The organism is Promicromonospora iranensis (assembly GCF_028994775.1).
Lineage (GTDB): Bacteria > Actinomycetota > Actinomycetes > Actinomycetales > Cellulomonadaceae > Promicromonospora > Promicromonospora iranensis_A.
In genome coordinates, this window is sequence record NZ_JAJQMN010000004.1 from 181,086 (window position 1) to 198,271 (window position 17,186).

Below are 17,186 nucleotides of genomic sequence, written 5' to 3' on the forward strand. Positions count from 1 at the left end.
CGACGAGCAAGGGGGGCACATGACACTGGACGCCGACCGGGAACGCCCGGACGACCTGGTGCAGAGTGTGGCCCGCGCCTTCCGCGTCCTGGAGGTCGTGACCCGCTCTCCAGGGCTGCCGGTCAAGGCGATCGCGCGCCGCAGCGGGCTCAATCTCTCCACCACGTATCACCTGGTGCGGACGCTCGCGTACAAGGGCTACGTGACCCGTCTCAAGGACGGCACGTACGACGTCGGCGATCAGGTGAGCCAGCGGTTCTACGAACAGCTCGGCTCGCTCGGCCGCGGCCCGGACACGCGCAAGGTGCTGCGCCACCTCGCGCAGAGCACCGGCTACAGCGCGTACCTCGGCCGCATCAGCGCCGGCCGGGTGGTCGTCGTCGACTATGCCGAGGCCCCCGGCTCCCCGTACCTGGAGGATCTGGAGCGCGGGCTCGACGTCTCCGCCCATGCCACCGCGCTCGGCAAGGCTCTGCTGCTCGGCATCTCCCGCCGAGAGCGCTACGATCTGGTGGTCGACGCCGGGATGCGCAAGTTCACCGCGCGTACCGCCGCCGACATCTCCGCGCTCGACGCACAGCTGGCCCGGCTGCAGCCGGACAGGGTCGTCGAGGAGCACGGCGAGTTCCGCGACGACATCACCTGTGCCGCCCACCTGGTCCCCCGCCGCGCCCACGACGACACCGCCTGGGCGGTCGGGCTCAGCATCCCCGGCGAAGTGGTGCCTCAGCAGGCCCGCCGGGAGCTGAGCATGGTGGCCGGAGACCTCGCGCGGGCCTGACCGGCCATACCGCCAGCCGCACCGACCAGCACGTCGACCAGCACGTCGACCAGGAGCAGGCAGGACCACCGCGACGTCCGTCGGCTGCTCCGGCTCGGCGAGCCCGTGGGTTGCTACGGCTCGGAGACCTCGGCGAGCGCGCCGCCGAGCGGAACCTCGCACCGGTCGCTGAAGCCCTGTGCGCTCAGGCCCATCGTCGCGTTGATGCGGCTGCGGAGGTTCTCCACGGCGACGATCGCGACCAGCTCCGTGAAGGCCTCCTCGCCGAGCGCCGTGACCAGGCGCGCGACGAGCTCGTCGTCGGCCGTGGGCGGGGTGGCCGTCTCGGCCTCCGCGAGCGCCAGCACGTCTCGCTCCAGGTCGGTGAATCGCTCGCTAGACCGCCAGGCGGGGACGTCGTGCAGCTTGCCGGGGTCGATGTGCTCGTGCTCAGCCTCCCAGTAGCCGAAGTCCACGCACCATGTGCAACCGATGGCCACCGACGCGGCCATGATCGCGAGCGACTTCAGGCCGGGGTCCAGAGCCTTCCAGCCGCCGACGCCGAGCTCGGTGAGCGCATACGTCCGTGTCACCTTCCCGTGGTGCCCGACGGCGACCAGCGGGTCCAGCACCGCTCCGTACCGCCGGCGGGAGAACGCCGCCATCACGCGATTGGTCAGGGTGTTCGGTATGCCGCCGGTGATCCTGGTGCTGATGCTGCGGGCGGGCTCGTTCGGTGTGCGGGACGGTGTGCGGGACATGCGTCGGTCTCCGTTCGGTGACTGCTGGCGGACACCCTCCAGACCTCGTGGACCGCCGAAACCTGACACCGGCGCGCGGCAGCTCCGTCACACGGGGACGCAGAGGGTCAGCGACTCGCGGTGGGCCTCGACCGTCAGCGGCAGTGGGCCGGCGTGCTCGCCGTCCGCGTAGGCGACGAGGCCGGTCGGGGCCTCCAGCGTGATCGCCGAGGCGCGCAGCGTGGTCACGTCCGGGCGCCGGACGTGCGTGCCCGCCTTGATGAGGGAGTCGAACGCGAGCACCTTGAACCGGCCGACGGCGTGCACGAGGGTGACGTCCAGGAGCCCGTCCGCGGGGTCGGCGTCCGGGCAGATCGGCACGCCGCCGCCGTAGTACCGGGTCAGGCCGACGGCGAGCATGTAGCCGTCCTGCTGCAGCTGCGACGCGCCCGCGGGCCGCAGCCGGTAGCCGAACGTCCGCAGCCGCAGCCACTCGAGGTAGACGGCGACCTGGTAGCGCGCCGGACCCGTCGGCCATGTCATGCGGTTGGTGCGTTCGTTGGTGAGCGAGTCCAGCCCCGCGCACAGCACCGTGACGAAGTGGCGCACGGTGCCGTCGGCGGCGGTGACGGTGCCTGTGTCGACGCGGCGTCGGGCGCCGTCGAGCGCGAGGTCTGCGGCGGCCGCGGCGTCGGCGAGTGGTATGCCGTGCTCGCGGGCGAGGTCGTTGCCCGTGCCGCCGGGAACCACGGCCAGCGGGACGCCGGACTCCAGGAGGGGCGGCAGCACCGAGGAGATCGTCCCGTCGCCGCCGGCGACGACGAGCACCTCGGGGCGCTCGGCGACGGCCCTGCGGCCGAGCGCCGCCGTCTCGTCCCCGCTGCCGCCCTCGTAGACCCGCACGTCGGCGCCCCGGGCTCGCAGCCGCTCGACCGCGACCTGCCCGCTGTCGCCACCGGCACCACGCCCCGAGACGGGGTTCACGAGCACCGCGATGTGCCCGGTCCTACCGCCCCGCTCGGTCATGGCCGAAACCTACCGGACCGTCGCCGGCCGGTCACCAACCGCCCGCACGCACCGCCGGTCAGCACTGCGCGGCCCGCGGGACGAGAGCACCCGGGTTCATGATCCCGGCGGGGTCGAGCTCCGCCTGCGCCGCCCGGAGCATCCGGATCCCCGCCGAGCCGATCTCCTGCTCCAGCCACGGCGCGTGGTCCGACCCGACGCCGTGGTGGTGACTGATGGTTCCGCCTGCCGCCATGATGGCGTCGTTCACCCGCGACTTCACCCGCTCCCACGGTTCGAGCGGCTCGGCACCGAGGCCGGCGATCACCGTGAAGTACAGCGAGGCACCCGTCGGGTACACGTGCGAGATGTGGCACAGGACGCGGTTCTTCGCGCGCTCCTCGGCGAACCCGCCCGCGAGCGCCGCCGTGACCGCCTTCTTCAGCGCGTGCAGGTTCGACCAGGTGGTGGCCGTCTCCAGCGTCTCGCAGAACACCCCGTGGGCCAGCAGCGCGTCGCGGAGGTAGGGCGCCTTGAACCGGCCGTGGTCCCAGGAGGCGGCCAGCTTCGCGTCGGCGGGTTCACCGCCCGCCTCACGCAGCACGCGTCCGGTCGCCTCGCGGCGGGCGGCCGCGAGCTCGGCGGGCCCCTCGTGCAGGACGACGGCGGAGCAGCCCTGGGTGAGCGCCTTGCCGATGTTGCCGACCTGCGCCAGGGACACCGCTGTCTCGTCCTCGTCGGACAGGCGGATCACCGTGGGGCCCGTGCCGAGCTGCGCGACGCCCCGCAGCGCCTCCGCCCCGGCGGCGAAGCTGCCGAAGGTCCAGGCGTCGAACAGACGGGCCTCGGGGGTCGGGTGGATCCGGAGCCGCACCTGGGTGATCACACCGAACGTGCCCTCGGAGCCGAGGAACCAGCGCAGCAGGTCTGGTCCGGCCGCCGAACCGGGCGCCCGACCGAGGTCGAGCGTGCCCGTGGGGGTGACCACGCGCAGCCCGGTGACCATGGCATCGAACCGCCCGTATCCGGCGGAGTTCTGCCCGGAGGACCGCATGGCGGCGAACCCGCCGAGCGTGGCGAACTCGAAGCTCTGCGGAAAGTGCCCGAGCTCGAAGCCGCGCTCTGCCAGGAACGTCTCGGCGGTGGGCGCCGTGGTGCCGGCCAGGAAGGTCGCCTCGTGGGTGAGCTCGTCGAACGACACCAGCCCGGACAGCCTGCGCAGGTCGAGACTGACCACGCCCCGGTGCGGTCCGGCGTCGGGCTCCAGGCCGCCGGTCACCGCCGTGCCGCCGCCGAACGGCACCACGGCGAGGCCGCGCTCGACCGCGACGGCGAGGACCGCCGCCACCTCGTCCTCCGAGGCGGGCAGCACGACGGCGCCCGGCGCCGCCTGCTCAGCCTGCCGGCGCCGCAGCAGGTCCGGCGTGGACTTGCCGCCGGCGTGCAGCAGGCGCACGTCGTGGCCGGTGTCCACGTGGTCCTCGCCCACGGCCTTGGCCAGTGCCGCCAGGTCGTCGTCGGCCAGTGGTGGGCTGCTGATCGTCACCTCGGCGAGGCGCGGCGCGGGCGGCGCCTTGGGTGTGCGCCCGAGCACCGCGGCGAGCAGCAGCTTCACCCCGCCGGGGAGCCCGTGTGCTCGTGCCGGATCACCCCAGCCGTCCCAGCGCATGTAGGTGTGCTCGTGGTCCGGGCGTTCGTTGTCCGGCAGCGTGCTCACGCTTCCTCCGTGCTGGTTCGGCGGGTCGGTTCGACGGGTCCGGCGGGTCCGGCGGGTGTGGCACCCCATCGTGACCCGCGTTACAGTTTGACACAAGATGACAATCCGTAACGCAGCCCCGCAAGCAAGCGCCGCCGGCCCCGACGCCGGCCACGACCGCACGGAGGAACGCCTCCTGGAGGCCGCCACCGAGATCGTCGCCACGCGCGGCACCCGTGGCCTGTCCATCAGCGAGCTCGCCCGGGCCGCCGGCGTCTCCCGGCCCACGGTCTACCGCCGCTGGGAGTCGGCCGACGACGTGCTCCGTGCCCTCATCGCGCACCGCATGCAGCTCGTGATCACCGCGGTGGGCCCGGGCGCCGACGACCGCGCGGCCATCGTCGACCGGGTGGTCCGGTTCGGCGAGCTGTTCCACGCGGACGCCCTGTTCAGCCGCTTGCTGGGCACCGAGCCGGAGGTGTTCACCCGGTACGCCTTCCAGCGGATCGGCCGGTCGCAGCGCGTCATCCTCGAGTGGCTGGCCGCCAACATCACCACCGCCCAGGAGGGCGGGACGGTCCGGCCCGGTTCCGCGACCGACATGGCGGTCATGGTCCTGCTCCTCTCCCAGTCGGCGGTGTTCTCGCACAAGACGGTCACCACGGTGATCTCCGCCGACGCCCTGCGGGCCGAGCTCGCCCACGCCATCGACGGCTATCTCCGCCCCTGACCCGGGCACCCACACCGGAAGCAGGACCGATGCAGAGCACCGCCCTCACCGCCCGACGCCGCGCGCGCGAGCTCGACGAGCTCACCGCCGGGACCGTCGACCTGCTCGTCGTGGGCGGCGGCGTGACGGGCACCGGGGTCGCGCTCGACGCCGCGGCGCGCGGCCTGTCCGTGGCCCTCGTCGAGGCGCGCGACCTCGCCTGGGGCACCTCCCGGTGGAGCTCCAAGCTGGCGCACGGCGGGCTGCGCTACCTGGCGACCGGCGACGTCGGTGTGGCCCGCGAGAGCGCCCGGGAACGACACGTGCTGATGACCCGCACCGCGCCACACCTGGTCCGGGCGTTGCCGCAGGTGCTGCCCCTCTCCGCCGGCACAGGGCGGCGGCGCGGCCTCACCGTGGGCATCGGGTTCGGCCTCGGTGACCTGCTACGGCGCGACGCCGGGACGCCGTCGCGGGTACTGCCCCGTCCACGCCTCGTCCGGCCCGGCGAGGCCGCCCGGCTCGTGCCCGCCGTCGCGCACGAACGCCTGCACGGCGCGTGGATAGCGCACGACGGACAGCTCGTCGACGACGCCCGGCTGGTCGTCGCACTCGCCCGCACCGCGGCGGGACGGGGGGCGAGGATCCTCACGCGGGTCCGGGCCACCACGCTGCGCGCCGACGGCGCAACCCTCGAGGACACGCTCACCGGCGCGACTCTGACCGTGCGAGCGCGCGTCGTGGTGAACGCGACGGGCGTGTGGGCGGGGACCGTCGACCCGTCGGTGCGGCTCCGGCCGAGCCGTGGCACGCACGTCGTCGTCCCCGCGGCACGGCTCGGCAGCCCGACGGGCGCCCTCATGGTGCCCGTGCCGGGTTCCGCCTCCCGGTACGTGTTCGCGCTGCCCGCCCAGCTCGGACGGGTCGTCGTCGGCCTCACCGACGAGGAGGCGCCCGGACCCGTCCCGGACGTGCCGGTGGCCACGCAGCCCGAGATCGACTTCCTGCTGGAGACGGTGTCCACCGTGCTGGCCCGCCCCCTGCTGCCCGACGACGTCGTGGGCACCTTCGCGGGGCTGCGGCCCCTCGTCGACTCCGCCGGGTCGGGCGACGAGGCGTCCGCCGACATCTCGCGCCGGCACCTCGTGGAGGTGTCGCCGTCGACCGGTGCCGTGAACGTGCTGGGCGGCAAGCTGACGACCTATCGCACGATGGCCGAGGACGCCGTCGACCTCGCGGTCAAGCACGCCGGGCTCACCGCGGGGCCGTGCTGGACGACCGCCCTGCCGCTGGTCGGTGCGCCCTCGTTGGTCCGGCCTATCGGGACCCCGGTTCCGACGGGCCGGACCGCCGGATCGCCTGCCGGGCTGCCGGCGGCGCTCGTCTCCCGGTACGGCACCGAGGCTGCCCAGGTACTGGCCGCAGCCACGCTGCCGGGTTCGGCGTCCGCCGTCGGACGGGGCATCGCCGAGGCGCGGCACCTGGACATCACGCGCGCCGAGATCGAGTGGGCGGTCACCCACGAGGGCGCCCTGGACGCGGACGACGTGCTGGACCGGCGCACACGCATCGGGCTGGTCCCGGCGGACCGCGCGGCGGTACGCGACCTCGTCGAAGAGCTGGTCGGGGACGCCCTGACGCGGCTCTGACCTCGCGGCTAGCCGGCCGCGTGGGCGAAGAGGAGCCCGAGCCAGATCCAGCCGACGATGATCGTCGCACGCTGCACGAGGCCGGTGCGCGGGTGGTCCTCCTCCCACGCCTGACCGAACACCATGAAGCCCGCGCCGGCGGCCACCGCCGTCAGGCCGGAGTACCACGCCCAGCCGGCCTCGGGGAGCGTCAGGGCCGCGACGATCGCGGCGACCGGGATCGCCCCGAAGACGACCATGCCCGCCCAGTCGTGCCACGTGTGCCGCTTCGACACCTCGGTCGGCGTCTCGTTGGGCGTCCCAGGCGGGTAGGCCCGCATCGGGTCCATGGGAAAGACTCCGGAGGCGACCAGCGCGATACCGAACACCGCGACCACCAGCGCGAGCAGCACGCTGTCCAGAGCGCTCGCGAGGCCCACGGCACCCGCGGTGATCGCGAGGCCGCACACGATGAAGTTCGCCGTCTGGATCCAGCCGCGGGAACCGAGGGACAGCGCGCTGACCGGATGCCGCACGGGCCGGTAGCCCGGCCGGGTCCACCCGTCCAGCAGGAAAGTCACGATGAACAGCCACGAGCCGAGGGCGCCCGACCACAGGAGGAACGTCACGGCACCGACCCTAGCCCGCGGGCTCCCGTTCTCGTTCCCGGCGTGGTGCGCGGAGCACGGACAGCGCCACCATGCAGGCGATGAACCCGAGCAGCCAGCCGCCGGGGATGTCGCTCAGCCAGTGGTAGTCCAGCCACGACATGAGGGCGCCCGCGACCGCCACGACCACACCGACCACGGGTATCAGCTTGCGCAGCGTGACGACGTTCGGCCGCAGCCCGCCGTGCGCGAACAGCAGGCAGAGGATGAAGAAGCCGGTGAAGAACGTGTTCGCCGCGTGGCCCGACGGGAACGCCTGGCCGCCGGCGTGCAGCACGTCCATGTTGTGGTGCGGGCCGGTGCGGCCCAGGCCGAACTTGGTGCCGTAGCCGATGGACGCGATGGTCGCGAGGCCGGCCAGCACCGCGAGCACGGGGCGCCGGGTGCTGATCTTCCAGAGCGAGCCGGGGCCGCCCTGCTTCCACGCGACGTAGAGCGCGGTGCCGCCCACCATCGGGATGGTGAACATGCGCTCGCCGGTGACGCTCGCGACGATGTCGAGAAAGACCTTCTCCCAGCCCACCGGGTGGTGCGCGTCCACGTAGTAGTGGAACTGCCAGTCCCACGCGATGAACGGGCCGCGCACGACGACCTGCCAGATGAGGAAGGCGAACACCAGCACCCCGAGGCCTGCCGCGACCGCCGAGCTGCGCCAGGTCGGAAGGGTCGACCGGTCGAGCGGAGCCTCGGTTGACGGTGACTCCACGCGCGTACCACCCCTGCCCTCTGATTGCGCCATCGAGCCGATCCTACGGGTTTCAGGGTGAATGTTCGGTACCAGATATGTGTCGTGCGGGCGCGGTGGGTAAGGATTCTGGCACGTTCACGTCTGCCCGGGGACGACCGTATACCGCTCACCCAGGGCGGCGTCCCAGGCCAGACGCATCGGCCCGACGGTGCCGCTCACCTCGGGGGCGCCGTGCTCTGCCGCACCAGAAGCTCCACCGGGATCACCTCGTGCAGGTCCTCGGTGTCGCCGTCGTCCTCGACCTCCCCGGACCGCACCTGCTGCAGCAGCCTGGCCACGAGCCGCCTGCCGATCTCGTCGAAGTCCTGCGCCACCGTCGTCAGGGGCGGCCAGAGGTACCCCGCCAGCAGGATGTCGTCGAACCCGACCACGGAGACGTCGCCGGGCACCGCGCGCCCTGCCTCGTGCAGGGCACGGAGCACACCGGCCGCCATCTCGTCGTTCGCGCAGAAGACCGCCGTGACCTCGGGGTCGGCGGCGAGCCTGCGTCCGGCGTCGTACCCGGAGGCCGACGTCCAGTCCCCCTCCACGACCTCGGGCACAGGGCTGCCGGCCGCGTCGAGGGTCGTCCGCCAGGCCTCGGTCCGCAGCTGGGCCGGTATGGAGTCGGACGGCCCCGCGACGTGGTGCACCGTGCGGTGCCCCAGGTCCAGAAGGTGCTGCGTGGCGCTGCGGGCGCCGTCGGCCTGGTCCGCGCCGACGGCGGGGTGGTGGCCGACGAACCGCGAGTCCGACACCACCACGGGCAGCCGCGGCGGGAGTGCCAGCGTGTCCGGTGAGGCGGTCTCGGCGCGGATGATCACCAGTCCGTCGATGGCCTGGTGCGAGAGCCGGGTCGCCGCGGCGGAGACCACGTCGGACGACGGGCTCTCGACGTCGATCAGCGTCACCGTGTAGCCCTCCTTGCGCGCCGCCTCGACCACTGCCTCGACCGTGCGGGACTCACCGGTCCGGGCGAGCCGGTGGGCGATCACGCCGATCGTGCGGAAGCTCCCGTACCGCAGCGCTCGCGCCGCCGTGTTGGGCGCATAGCCCAGCTCCGCCATCGCCGCGAGCACCCTGTCCCGCGTCGCCGGCCGCACGTTGTCCAGACCCATCGACACGCGCGACACGGTCTGCGTCGAGACTCCGGCGAGCGCGGCCACGTCGGCCATGGACGGACCTCTGCCCTCCACCGCATCCACCTCCTCGTGATGCACAGTCACACCGGTGCGCGCTTGACACCCCGGTAACTCACGAGCACCCTAGTCGGCGTCACCATGTTTACGTCAACACGACGTCATGCTGGCCCCACTCGTGAAGGAGCGACTTCCCTTGACCACGCTCGCATCGCCTTCGGCCGTGCCCAGGACCACGGGACGGATGCGACGTCGCTCCCGCTGGACCGGATGGGGCTTCGTCGGCCCGTTCATGATCGTGTTCGCCCTGGTGTTCCTGGCGCCGATCGTGTATTCGCTGTACCTCAGCCTGTTCCAGACCCAGCTCGTGGGCGGCACGTCGTTCGTCGGCTTCGCCAACTACGCCCGGGCGTTCGGCGACCCGCAGTTCTGGGACGGCGTCGGCCGCGTCACGCTGTTCCTGCTCGTCCAGGTACCCGTGATGCTCGGGATCTCGCTGCTCGTCGCCCTCGCGATCGACAGCGGCCGCCTCTACGGACGCGACTTCTTCCGCCTGACGATCTTCCTGCCGTACGCGGTGCCCGGCGTCGTCGCCGCGCTGATGTGGGGCTTCATGTACGGCGAGCGGTTCGGGCTGGTCGGCAACATCAACGACCTGCTCGGCACCAGCATCCCGGACCCGCTCGCCTCCGCCCTGGTGCTCCCCGCGATCGGCAACATCGTGACCTGGGAGTTCGTCGGCTACAACATGCTGATCTTCTACTCGGCGCTGCGCGTCGTGCCGGCCTCCCTCTACGAGGCGGCGGAGATCGACGGCGCCGGACCGTGGCAGGTGATCTCCGCGATCAAGATCCCCGCGATCCGCGGCGCCCTCGTGGTGGCGACCATCTTCTCGATCATCGGCTCGTTCCAGCTGTTCAACGAACCGAGCATCCTGCAGGCGCTGTCGCCCAACTACATCTCGACGCACTACACCCCCAACCTGTACGCCTACTCGCTGTCCTTCTCCGGCCAGCAGTACAACTACTCGGCCACGGTGGCGATCATCATGGGCGTGCTCACGATGCTCGTGGCCTACGTGGTGCAGCTGCGCGGCATGCGCAAGGAGGCCTGAGCCATGAGCACCAACACCCTGCTGACCCCGCCCACCGTGAAGGCGCACCGGTCCCGCCCGCGCATCAGGAACCGCCGCAGCTCGCACGCCCGGCCCACGCGCAGCGTCCTGCTCACCGTTCTGACCGCCCTGGTCGGCATCTATGCGCTGATCCCGCTGGTGTGGCTGCTGATCAACGCGACAAAGACCCAGCCCGACCTGTTCAGCTCGTTCGGCCTGTGGTTCAGCGGCGACTTCGCCCTGTGGGACAACCTCACCGGGGTCCTGACCTACAACGACGGCGTGTTCGGCCGCTGGTTCCTCAACACCCTGATGTACGTGGTGCTGGGCGCGGGCGGCGCCACCCTGCTGGCCCTGCTCGGCGGCTACGGCCTGGCGAAGTTCAACTTCCCCGGCAAACGCGCCGTGTTCGCCGTCGTCATCGGCGCGGTAGCCGTGCCGGGCACCGCCCTGGCCGTGCCCACGTTCCTGATGTTCGCGAACCTGGGTCTGACGAACACGCCCTGGTCGGTGATCATCCCGTCGCTGATCTCGCCGTTCGGGCTCTACCTCATGTGGACGTTCGCCGCCGACGCGGTGCCGGACGAGATCATGGAGGCCGCCCGGATCGACGGCGCCAGCGAGGCCCGCACCTTCTTCCAGGTCGCCCTGCCCATGCTGGCCCCCGGCATCGTGACGGTGCTGCTGTTCACCGTCGTCGCGACCTGGAACAACTACTTCCTGCCGCTGATCATGCTGCGCGACCCGGACTGGTACCCCCTGACCCTGGGCCTGAACGCGTGGAACCAGCAGGCGACCACCGCCGGCGGCGAGGCGATCTTCAACCTCGTGATCACCGGCGCGCTCCTCACGATCCTGCCGCTCATCGCGGTCTTCCTGCTCCTGCAGCGCTACTGGCAGTCGGGTCTCGCCGCCGGCAGCGTCAAGGAGTGAGCACTTCCGCACGGTTGTCCCGGCTGTACCGAGACCTGATCCGCCTGACGAAGAAGTGAGAGGAACCACCATGACCATCCGCCACCACCGCGCCGTAGGCGCGCTCGCCGCCGCGAGCGCCCTGGCGCTCGCCCTGACCGCGTGCGGGTCCGGGTCCGACGGCGACGAGGCCGCGGCGGAGGCCGTGTCGCCTTCAGACATCGCCGCCGCGCTCGAGGAGGGCGGCGACCTGCTGGTCTGGGCGTGGGAGCCCACGCTGGACCAGGTCGTCGAGGACTTCGAGGCCGAGTACCCGAACGTGAACGTCGAGATGGCGAACGTCGGCACGGGCAACGACCACTACGTGGCGCTGCAGAACGCGATCAGCGCGGGTTCGGGCGTGCCCGACGTCACGCAGATGGAGTACTACGCGCTGCCGCAGTTCTCCATCGGCGAGTCCCTGGCCGATCTCGCGCCCCTCGGCGCGAGCGAGCTGGAGAACACCTACTCCCCCGGCCCGTGGGGCGCGGTGACCGACGGCGACGCCGTGTTCGGCCTGCCGATGGACTCCGGCCCGATGGCCCTGTTTTACAACGCGAAGACGTTCGAGGAGGCCGGCGTCGAGGTGCCCGCCACCTGGGAGGAGTTCGCCGACGCCGCCAAGAAGATCCACGACCACGACCCGAACACGTACATCACGTCCGACAACGGTGACGCCGGGTTCGCGACGTCGATGATCTGGCAGGCCGGTGGCCACCCGTTCCAGGTCGAGGGCACCGACGTCACCGTGGACCTCGCCGACGAGGGCTCGGCCAAGTGGACCGAGATGTGGCAGCAGCTGATCGACGACGGCCTCCTCGCCGACGTCCCCGGCTGGTCCGACGAGTGGTTCCAGGGCCTGGGCAACGGCGAGATCGCCGCACTGGTGACGGGCGCCTGGATGCCCGCGAACCTCGAGTCCGGCGCCGCTCCGGCGTCGGGTGACTGGCGCGTCGCGCCCATGCCGCAGTGGACCGCCGGTGCCGGCGAGACCGCTGAGAACGGCGGCTCCGCGCTGTCGATCTCGGAGGCGAGCGACAAGAAGGCGCTGGCCTACGGCTTCCTGGAGTACGCGAACGCGGGCGACGGCGTCGCCACGCGTCTCGAGGGTGGCAACTTCCCGGCTACGCTCGCCGACCTCACCGACGAGGAGTTCCTCGCCGAAGAGTCCGAGTACTTCGGCGGTCAGAAGATCAACGAGGTGCTCTCGGAGTCGGCCACGAGCGTCGTGTCCGGCTGGCAGTACCTGCCGTACCAGGTCTACGCGAACAGCGTCTTCCCCGACACGGCCGGCCAGGCGTACACCGGCTCGACGTCCCTGTCGGACGGCCTGGCCGCCTGGCAGGAGTCGATCGTCGGCTACGGCAACGAGCAGGGCTTCACCGTCAGCGAGTAAGCAACCCCGCACGCAACCGGGGACGACGGCGGGGGCTTCCTCCCGCCGTCGTCCCCGTGTCTCCCCCAGTCACGACAGCTCCCGAGGAACCCACACATGCCCACGTTCGACATCGGACCCGACGACTTCCTGCTCGACGGCGAGCGGATGCAGGTCGTCAGTGGCGCTCTGCACTACTTCCGCGTGCACCCCGACCAGTGGGCCGACCGCATCCGCAAGGCCCGGCTGATGGGCCTGAACACCATCGAGACGTACGTCCCGTGGAACTTCCACGCGCCCGAGCCCGGGGTGTTCGACCTCGACGGCCGGCGTGACCTGGGCCGGTTCCTCGACCTGGTGGCCGCGGAGGGCCTGCACGCGATCGTGCGGCCCGGACCCTACATCTGCGCGGAGTGGGACGGCGGCGGGCTCCCCGCCTGGCTGCTGGCCGATCGCACCGTCGGCGTGCGCCGCCACGAGCCGCGTTTCCTCGACGCGATCGGCAAGTACTACGCGAGCCTGCTGCCGCTGGTGGCCGAGCGTCAGGTGACGCGTGGCGGGCCCGTCCTGATGGTGCAGGTCGAGAACGAGTACGGCGCCTACGGCGACGACCCGCTCCCGGAGCGGCAGAAGTACCTGCGCGCGCTCGTGGACCTGGTGCGCGGCCAGGACATCGAGGTGCCGCTGTTCACCTGCGACCAGGCGAACGACGAGATGCTGGAGCGCGGCGGCCTGCCGGAGCTGCACAAGACGGCGACGTTCGGGTCGCGCACCACGGAGCGGTTCGAGGTGCTGCGCAGGCACCAGCCCACCGGGCCGCTGATGTGCATGGAGTTCTGGAACGGCTGGTTCGACTCCTGGGGCCTCGAGCACCACCTGGCGCCCGCCGAGGCGAACGCCGCCGACCTGGACGACCTGCTCGCGGCCGGCGGCTCCGTGAACCTGTACATGTTCCACGGCGGCACCAACTTCGGGCTCACCAGCGGCGCCAACGACAAGGGCATCTACCGGCCCATCGCCACGTCGTACGACTACGACGCGCCGCTCGCCGAGGACGGCACGCCGACCGCCAAGTACTGGGCGATGCGCGACGTGATCGCGCGGCACCTGCCCGTGGCGTCGGCCGACGAGCTGAGCGCGGGTGCGGAGAGTGTGGCCGCCGGGTCCGCTCCCGAGCTCGACGTCGAGCTCACCTCGCACGTGCCCCTCGCCGACGTCCTGCCGGATCTGCTCCGCGAGGAGCTCCACACGTATTCGCACGTGCCGACCACCGACGACCTGGAGCTGTGGTCGGGCTTCGCCGTCTACCGCACCGATCTCCGCGCCGACGACGCGGTCCTGAGCGTCGCCGAGGTGCGCGACCGCGCGGTGGTGCTGGTCGACGGCGAGCAGGTGGGCGTGCTCGACCGCGGCTCGCACACGTTCGCCGTCGCGCTCCCGGCCCGGGCGGGGGAGCTCACCCTGCTCGTCGAGGACCAGGGACGGGTCAACTACGGACGCCGCATCGGCGAGCCCAAGGGGATCATCGGGCCGGTGCGCACCGCGGTGCGGACGCTCGACGAGTGGAGCGCCGGCGCGCTGCGCGTCGAGGACGCGCCGGCGCTGCTGCGGGCGGCGCTTGATGCGGCGGAAGCGGCGGCGTCGGCTGCGTCGGCCACCGCGGCGCAGGGCGGCACCCCGTCCGGCGGCGCGGCCGTGGCGGGCGTGCACCGCTCGACGTTCGACTCCGTGGCCGGAGCCGACCACTTCCTGCGCCTCGACGGCTGGACCAAGGGCTTGGCCTGGGTCAACGGAGAGCTGCTCGGCCGCTACTGGAGCCTCGGGCCCACGCACACCCTGTATGTGCCGGGACCTCTGGTGCGCGCCACGGGCAACGAGCTCGTGCTGCTGGAGCTGCACGGGGCGGCGAGCAGGCGCGCATCGTTCGTGAGCGGACCGGACCTGGGCGTCACCGAGCAGTAGGGGTGTGGGGGTCTCGACAGGCTTGAACAACGGGACGGTGGCCGAGCCTGTCGAGGTCCGGGGCACCGGGAAGGTGAGCGTCAGGCGCGGTTCCCGTCCTTCCAGACCTCTGATACCAGAGGCACCCCCGGGCGGTAGGCGAGGTAGGTGTGACTGGGAGCGTCGAGGACCGTCAGGTCGGCGCGGGCACCGACGCGCAGGTGGCCGACGTCGTCCCGCCGGAGGGCCGCCGCCCCGCCCGCAGTCGCCGACCAGAGCGCCTCCGCGGGGCTCATCCGCATCTCACGCACCGCGAGCGCCACGACGAACGACATCGACGAGCTGTAGCCGGAGCCCGGGTTGCAGTCGGTAGCCAGTGCCACGGGAACACCTGCCGCGAGCAGCCGGCGCGCATCCGGGTAGGGCGACCGGGTGGAGAACTCGACGGCGGGCAGCAGGGTCGCGACGGTGCCGGGGCCGGGGCCGCCGCCGCCCGCCGTCGGCCCGGGGCCCGAACCCCAGGAACCGGCCAGTGCGTCGACGTCGGCGTCGGTCAGGTGGGTGCAGTGGTCGACGCTCGCCGCTCCGACCTCTACCGCGAGCCGGACTCCCGGGCCGGCCGAGAGCTGGTTGCCGTGCACCCGGGCGAGCAGGCCGGCTCGCAGTCCGGCTCGCAGCACGGCGCGGGACTCGTCCTCGTCGAACGCGGTGGGCGCGGCGGGCTCGCAGAACACGTCGACCCAGCGGGCGTGGGGCGCGCAGGCGGCGAGCATCGGCCCGGTCACGAGACGGAGGTACCCGGCACGGTCGTCGGCGTACTCGGCGGGGACCGTGTGGGCCCCGAGGTACGTCGTCTCCGGCGTGAGCTCCCGGGCGATCCGCAGCATGCGGGACTCGGTGACGACGTCCTGGCCGTAGCCGCTCTTGATCTCGACGGTGGTGGTGCCCTGCGCGAGCATCTCCCGCACGAGTGCCTGGCCGCGCGCCCGCAGGGTGTCCTCGCTCGCCGCCCGCGTGGCGGCGACGGTGGTGGCGATGCCGCCGCCTGTGTACGGCTCGCCGGTCATGCGTGCGGCGAACTCCGCGGCTCGGTCGCCCGCGAACACCGTGTGGGAGTGCGAGTCCACGAAGCCCGGGATGACGCACCTCCCGCCGAGGTCCACCGCGGCGTCGGTGGACGGCGCCGACACCGCGGGCCCCGTCCAGGCGATCCGGCCGGCCTGCACGACGACCGCGGCGTCCGGCACGATGCCGAGCCCGTCGCCGTGGGCCGGGTCGTTGGTGACCAGCTCGACGATGTTGGTCAGCAGCATGCTCATGTCCTGGTCTCCTTCGTGATGTCCCGGCCGGCGGCGGCCCAGATCTCGGTGATCGCGTCCACGAGCATCCGTGGGACGTCCCCCACGCGGTGCTCACCGTGGCGGACGACGAGCTCGCCGCCCGCCACGACGTCGGACACGTCGGCGGCACCTGCGGCCAGTGCCACCTGCGCGGGGTCGGTGCCCGCCGTGCGCACCGTGTCCAGGCGGATCGCCACGAGCTCGGCGGGTGCCCCGACGGCGATCCGCCCGGCGGCCGGCCGGCCGATCGCGGCGTGCCCGGCCGATGTCGCGAGGTCGACCAGCGTCGCGGGCGGGAACGCGCCCCGCCGCCCGGCGGCGAGGCGTTCGTGCTCCTCGACGCCGCGCGCCTCGGCGAGCACGTCGGCGCCGACGTGCTGGTCCGTGCCGACCGACAGCGGGCTGCCCGCACGCAGCAACCGGAGACCGGGGGCGATGCCGTCGGCGAGGTCGCGCTCCGTCGTCGGGCAGAGGCAGACGCCCGTGCCGGAGCTGCCGAGCAGCGTCACGTCGTCGTCGGTCAGGTGCACGGCGTGCACGGCGGTGGTGCCGGGGCCGAGCGCTCCGGCGTCGTGCAGGAGCCGCGTCGGGGTGACACCGAAGGCCGCGAGCGCCGCCTCGTTCTCCCCGGGCTGCTCGGACAGGTGGACGTGCAGCGGCGCTCCGGCCTGCCGCGCCCAGCGCGCCAGCTCCGCGAGCTCCGGCGGCGCGACGGCGCGCACCGAGTGGGCGGCCGCGCCGACGAGCACGCGGTCGTCGTCGGCCCAGGCGGAGCGCAGCGCGTCCACGCGCCGTGCCCACGCCTCGACGGTCCCGTCACCGAAGCGCGCCTGCTCGGGTGCGAGCGGCTCGTGACCGCCGGGGCCGAGGCCGCCGTGCAGGTAGCAGGTGTCGAGCAGGGTGAGGTGCACCCCTGCGTCGCGCGCGGCGGAGCGCACGGCCTCGGCCATGGCGTTCGGCCCACCGTCGGACGCCGGGTAGGGCGTCCCGTCGGCGCGGTGGTGCACGTAGTGGAACTCTCCGACGGCCGTCGTGCCGCCCAGGGCCAGCTCCGCGAGGACGGCGCGCGCCAGCCGCTCGTACAGCTCCGGGGTCAGGGCCGTGGCCAGCGCGTACATGTCCTCGCGCCAGGTCCAGAAGGAGCCGCCGTCCGCGTGCGTCCGGCCGCGCAGCGCGCGGTGGAACGCGTGCGAGTGCGCGTTGGCGAGGCCTGGTAGCACGAGGCCGCCCAGCCGTACGTCGCCGTCGGACGCCGGGGCGCCGACCTCGACCGCGACGATCCGGCCGCCGTCGGTCTCGACCCGCACCGACCCGGCGACCCCGCCCGGCAGCCCGTCGTCCCCGGGGAGCCAGGCCCGCTCGCACCAGAAGGTCATCGTCTCTCCTCTCGCTC

General features: G+C 72.6%; 15 protein-coding genes. 7 read left to right on the top strand and 8 right to left on the bottom strand.

Annotation, left to right across the window (positions count from 1 at the left end):
• Positions 1 to 19: 19 nt before the first annotated feature.
• Entirely contained in the window at positions 20 to 781 is a 762-nt protein-coding gene (locus tag LUU90_RS08450) for an IclR family transcriptional regulator (protein ID WP_275002938.1), read from the top strand.
• A gap of 113 nt (positions 782 to 894) precedes the next feature.
• Here the strand turns inward: LUU90_RS08450 and LUU90_RS08455 are convergent, their stop codons facing one another.
• The 3 genes from LUU90_RS08455 to LUU90_RS08465 form a co-directional block, all read right to left on the bottom strand.
• Positions 895 to 1,521, bottom strand: coding sequence for a carboxymuconolactone decarboxylase family protein (locus LUU90_RS08455; RefSeq protein ID WP_275002939.1), 627 nt, complete (start codon positions 1,519 to 1,521; stop codon positions 895 to 897).
• 87 nt (positions 1,522 to 1,608) lie between these two features.
• Positions 1,609 to 2,526: a diacylglycerol kinase family protein gene (locus LUU90_RS08460; protein WP_275002940.1), complete on the bottom strand. Its 918-nt coding sequence runs from the start codon at positions 2,524 to 2,526 to the stop codon at positions 1,609 to 1,611.
• A 58-nt stretch (positions 2,527 to 2,584) separates the two neighbouring features.
• Complete coding sequence (locus LUU90_RS08465) at positions 2,585 to 4,222, bottom strand: FAD-binding oxidoreductase (protein ID WP_275002941.1); 1,638 nt, start codon at positions 4,220 to 4,222, stop codon at positions 2,585 to 2,587.
• Positions 4,223 to 4,319: 97 nt separating this feature from the next.
• On the opposite strand from LUU90_RS08465, the gene LUU90_RS08470 reads away from it, so the two are divergent.
• Positions 4,320 to 4,931, top strand: a complete 612-nt coding sequence (locus LUU90_RS08470) for a TetR/AcrR family transcriptional regulator (protein ID WP_275002942.1) — start codon at positions 4,320 to 4,322, stop codon at positions 4,929 to 4,931.
• Between the two features lie 29 nt (positions 4,932 to 4,960).
• Positions 4,961 to 6,559 (top strand): glycerol-3-phosphate dehydrogenase/oxidase, encoded by a 1,599-nt coding sequence (locus LUU90_RS08475; protein ID WP_275002943.1) that lies wholly within the window; start codon positions 4,961 to 4,963, stop codon positions 6,557 to 6,559.
• Between the two features lie 8 nt (positions 6,560 to 6,567).
• Here LUU90_RS08475 and LUU90_RS08480 read toward each other — a convergent pair whose 3' ends face one another.
• From LUU90_RS08480 to LUU90_RS08490, 3 genes are all read right to left on the bottom strand, one after another.
• Complete coding sequence (locus LUU90_RS08480; protein ID WP_275002944.1) at positions 6,568 to 7,167, bottom strand: DUF998 domain-containing protein; 600 nt, start codon at positions 7,165 to 7,167, stop codon at positions 6,568 to 6,570.
• 10 nt (positions 7,168 to 7,177) lie between these two features.
• The gene (locus LUU90_RS08485; protein WP_275002945.1) at positions 7,178 to 7,912 is read right to left on the bottom strand and encodes a phosphatase PAP2 family protein; all 735 of its coding nucleotides are present in this window, start codon (positions 7,910 to 7,912) and stop codon (positions 7,178 to 7,180) included.
• A 197-nt stretch (positions 7,913 to 8,109) separates the two neighbouring features.
• The gene (locus LUU90_RS08490; protein ID WP_275002946.1) at positions 8,110 to 9,108 is read right to left on the bottom strand and encodes a LacI family DNA-binding transcriptional regulator; all 999 of its coding nucleotides are present in this window, start codon (positions 9,106 to 9,108) and stop codon (positions 8,110 to 8,112) included.
• A gap of 160 nt (positions 9,109 to 9,268) precedes the next feature.
• On the opposite strand from LUU90_RS08490, the gene LUU90_RS08495 reads away from it, so the two are divergent.
• From LUU90_RS08495 to LUU90_RS08510, 4 genes are all read left to right on the top strand, one after another.
• Positions 9,269 to 10,186, top strand: a complete 918-nt coding sequence (locus tag LUU90_RS08495) for a carbohydrate ABC transporter permease (protein ID WP_425596214.1) — start codon at positions 9,269 to 9,271, stop codon at positions 10,184 to 10,186.
• Positions 10,187 to 10,189: 3 nt separating this feature from the next.
• On the top strand, positions 10,190 to 11,119 hold the full coding sequence (locus LUU90_RS08500; protein WP_275002947.1) for a carbohydrate ABC transporter permease: 930 nt from the start codon (positions 10,190 to 10,192) through the stop codon (positions 11,117 to 11,119).
• 70 nt (positions 11,120 to 11,189) lie between these two features.
• Positions 11,190 to 12,533, top strand: coding sequence for an ABC transporter substrate-binding protein (locus LUU90_RS08505; RefSeq protein WP_275002948.1), 1,344 nt, complete (start codon positions 11,190 to 11,192; stop codon positions 12,531 to 12,533).
• Positions 12,534 to 12,629: 96 nt separating this feature from the next.
• On the top strand, positions 12,630 to 14,474 hold the full coding sequence (locus LUU90_RS08510; protein WP_275002949.1) for a glycoside hydrolase family 35 protein: 1,845 nt from the start codon (positions 12,630 to 12,632) through the stop codon (positions 14,472 to 14,474).
• Between the two features lie 80 nt (positions 14,475 to 14,554).
• On the opposite strand, the gene hutI is transcribed toward LUU90_RS08510, so the two are convergent.
• Together hutI and LUU90_RS08520 are read right to left on the bottom strand one after the other, a co-directional pair.
• Positions 14,555 to 15,772: an imidazolonepropionase gene (gene hutI / locus LUU90_RS08515; RefSeq protein ID WP_275002950.1), complete on the bottom strand. Its 1,218-nt coding sequence runs from the start codon at positions 15,770 to 15,772 to the stop codon at positions 14,555 to 14,557.
• Positions 15,769 to 17,169 (bottom strand): formimidoylglutamate deiminase, encoded by a 1,401-nt coding sequence (locus tag LUU90_RS08520; RefSeq protein WP_275002951.1) that lies wholly within the window; start codon positions 17,167 to 17,169, stop codon positions 15,769 to 15,771. The genes hutI and LUU90_RS08520 overlap by 4 nt, the downstream gene beginning before the upstream one ends.
• Between the last annotated feature and the right edge of the window lie 17 nt (positions 17,170 to 17,186).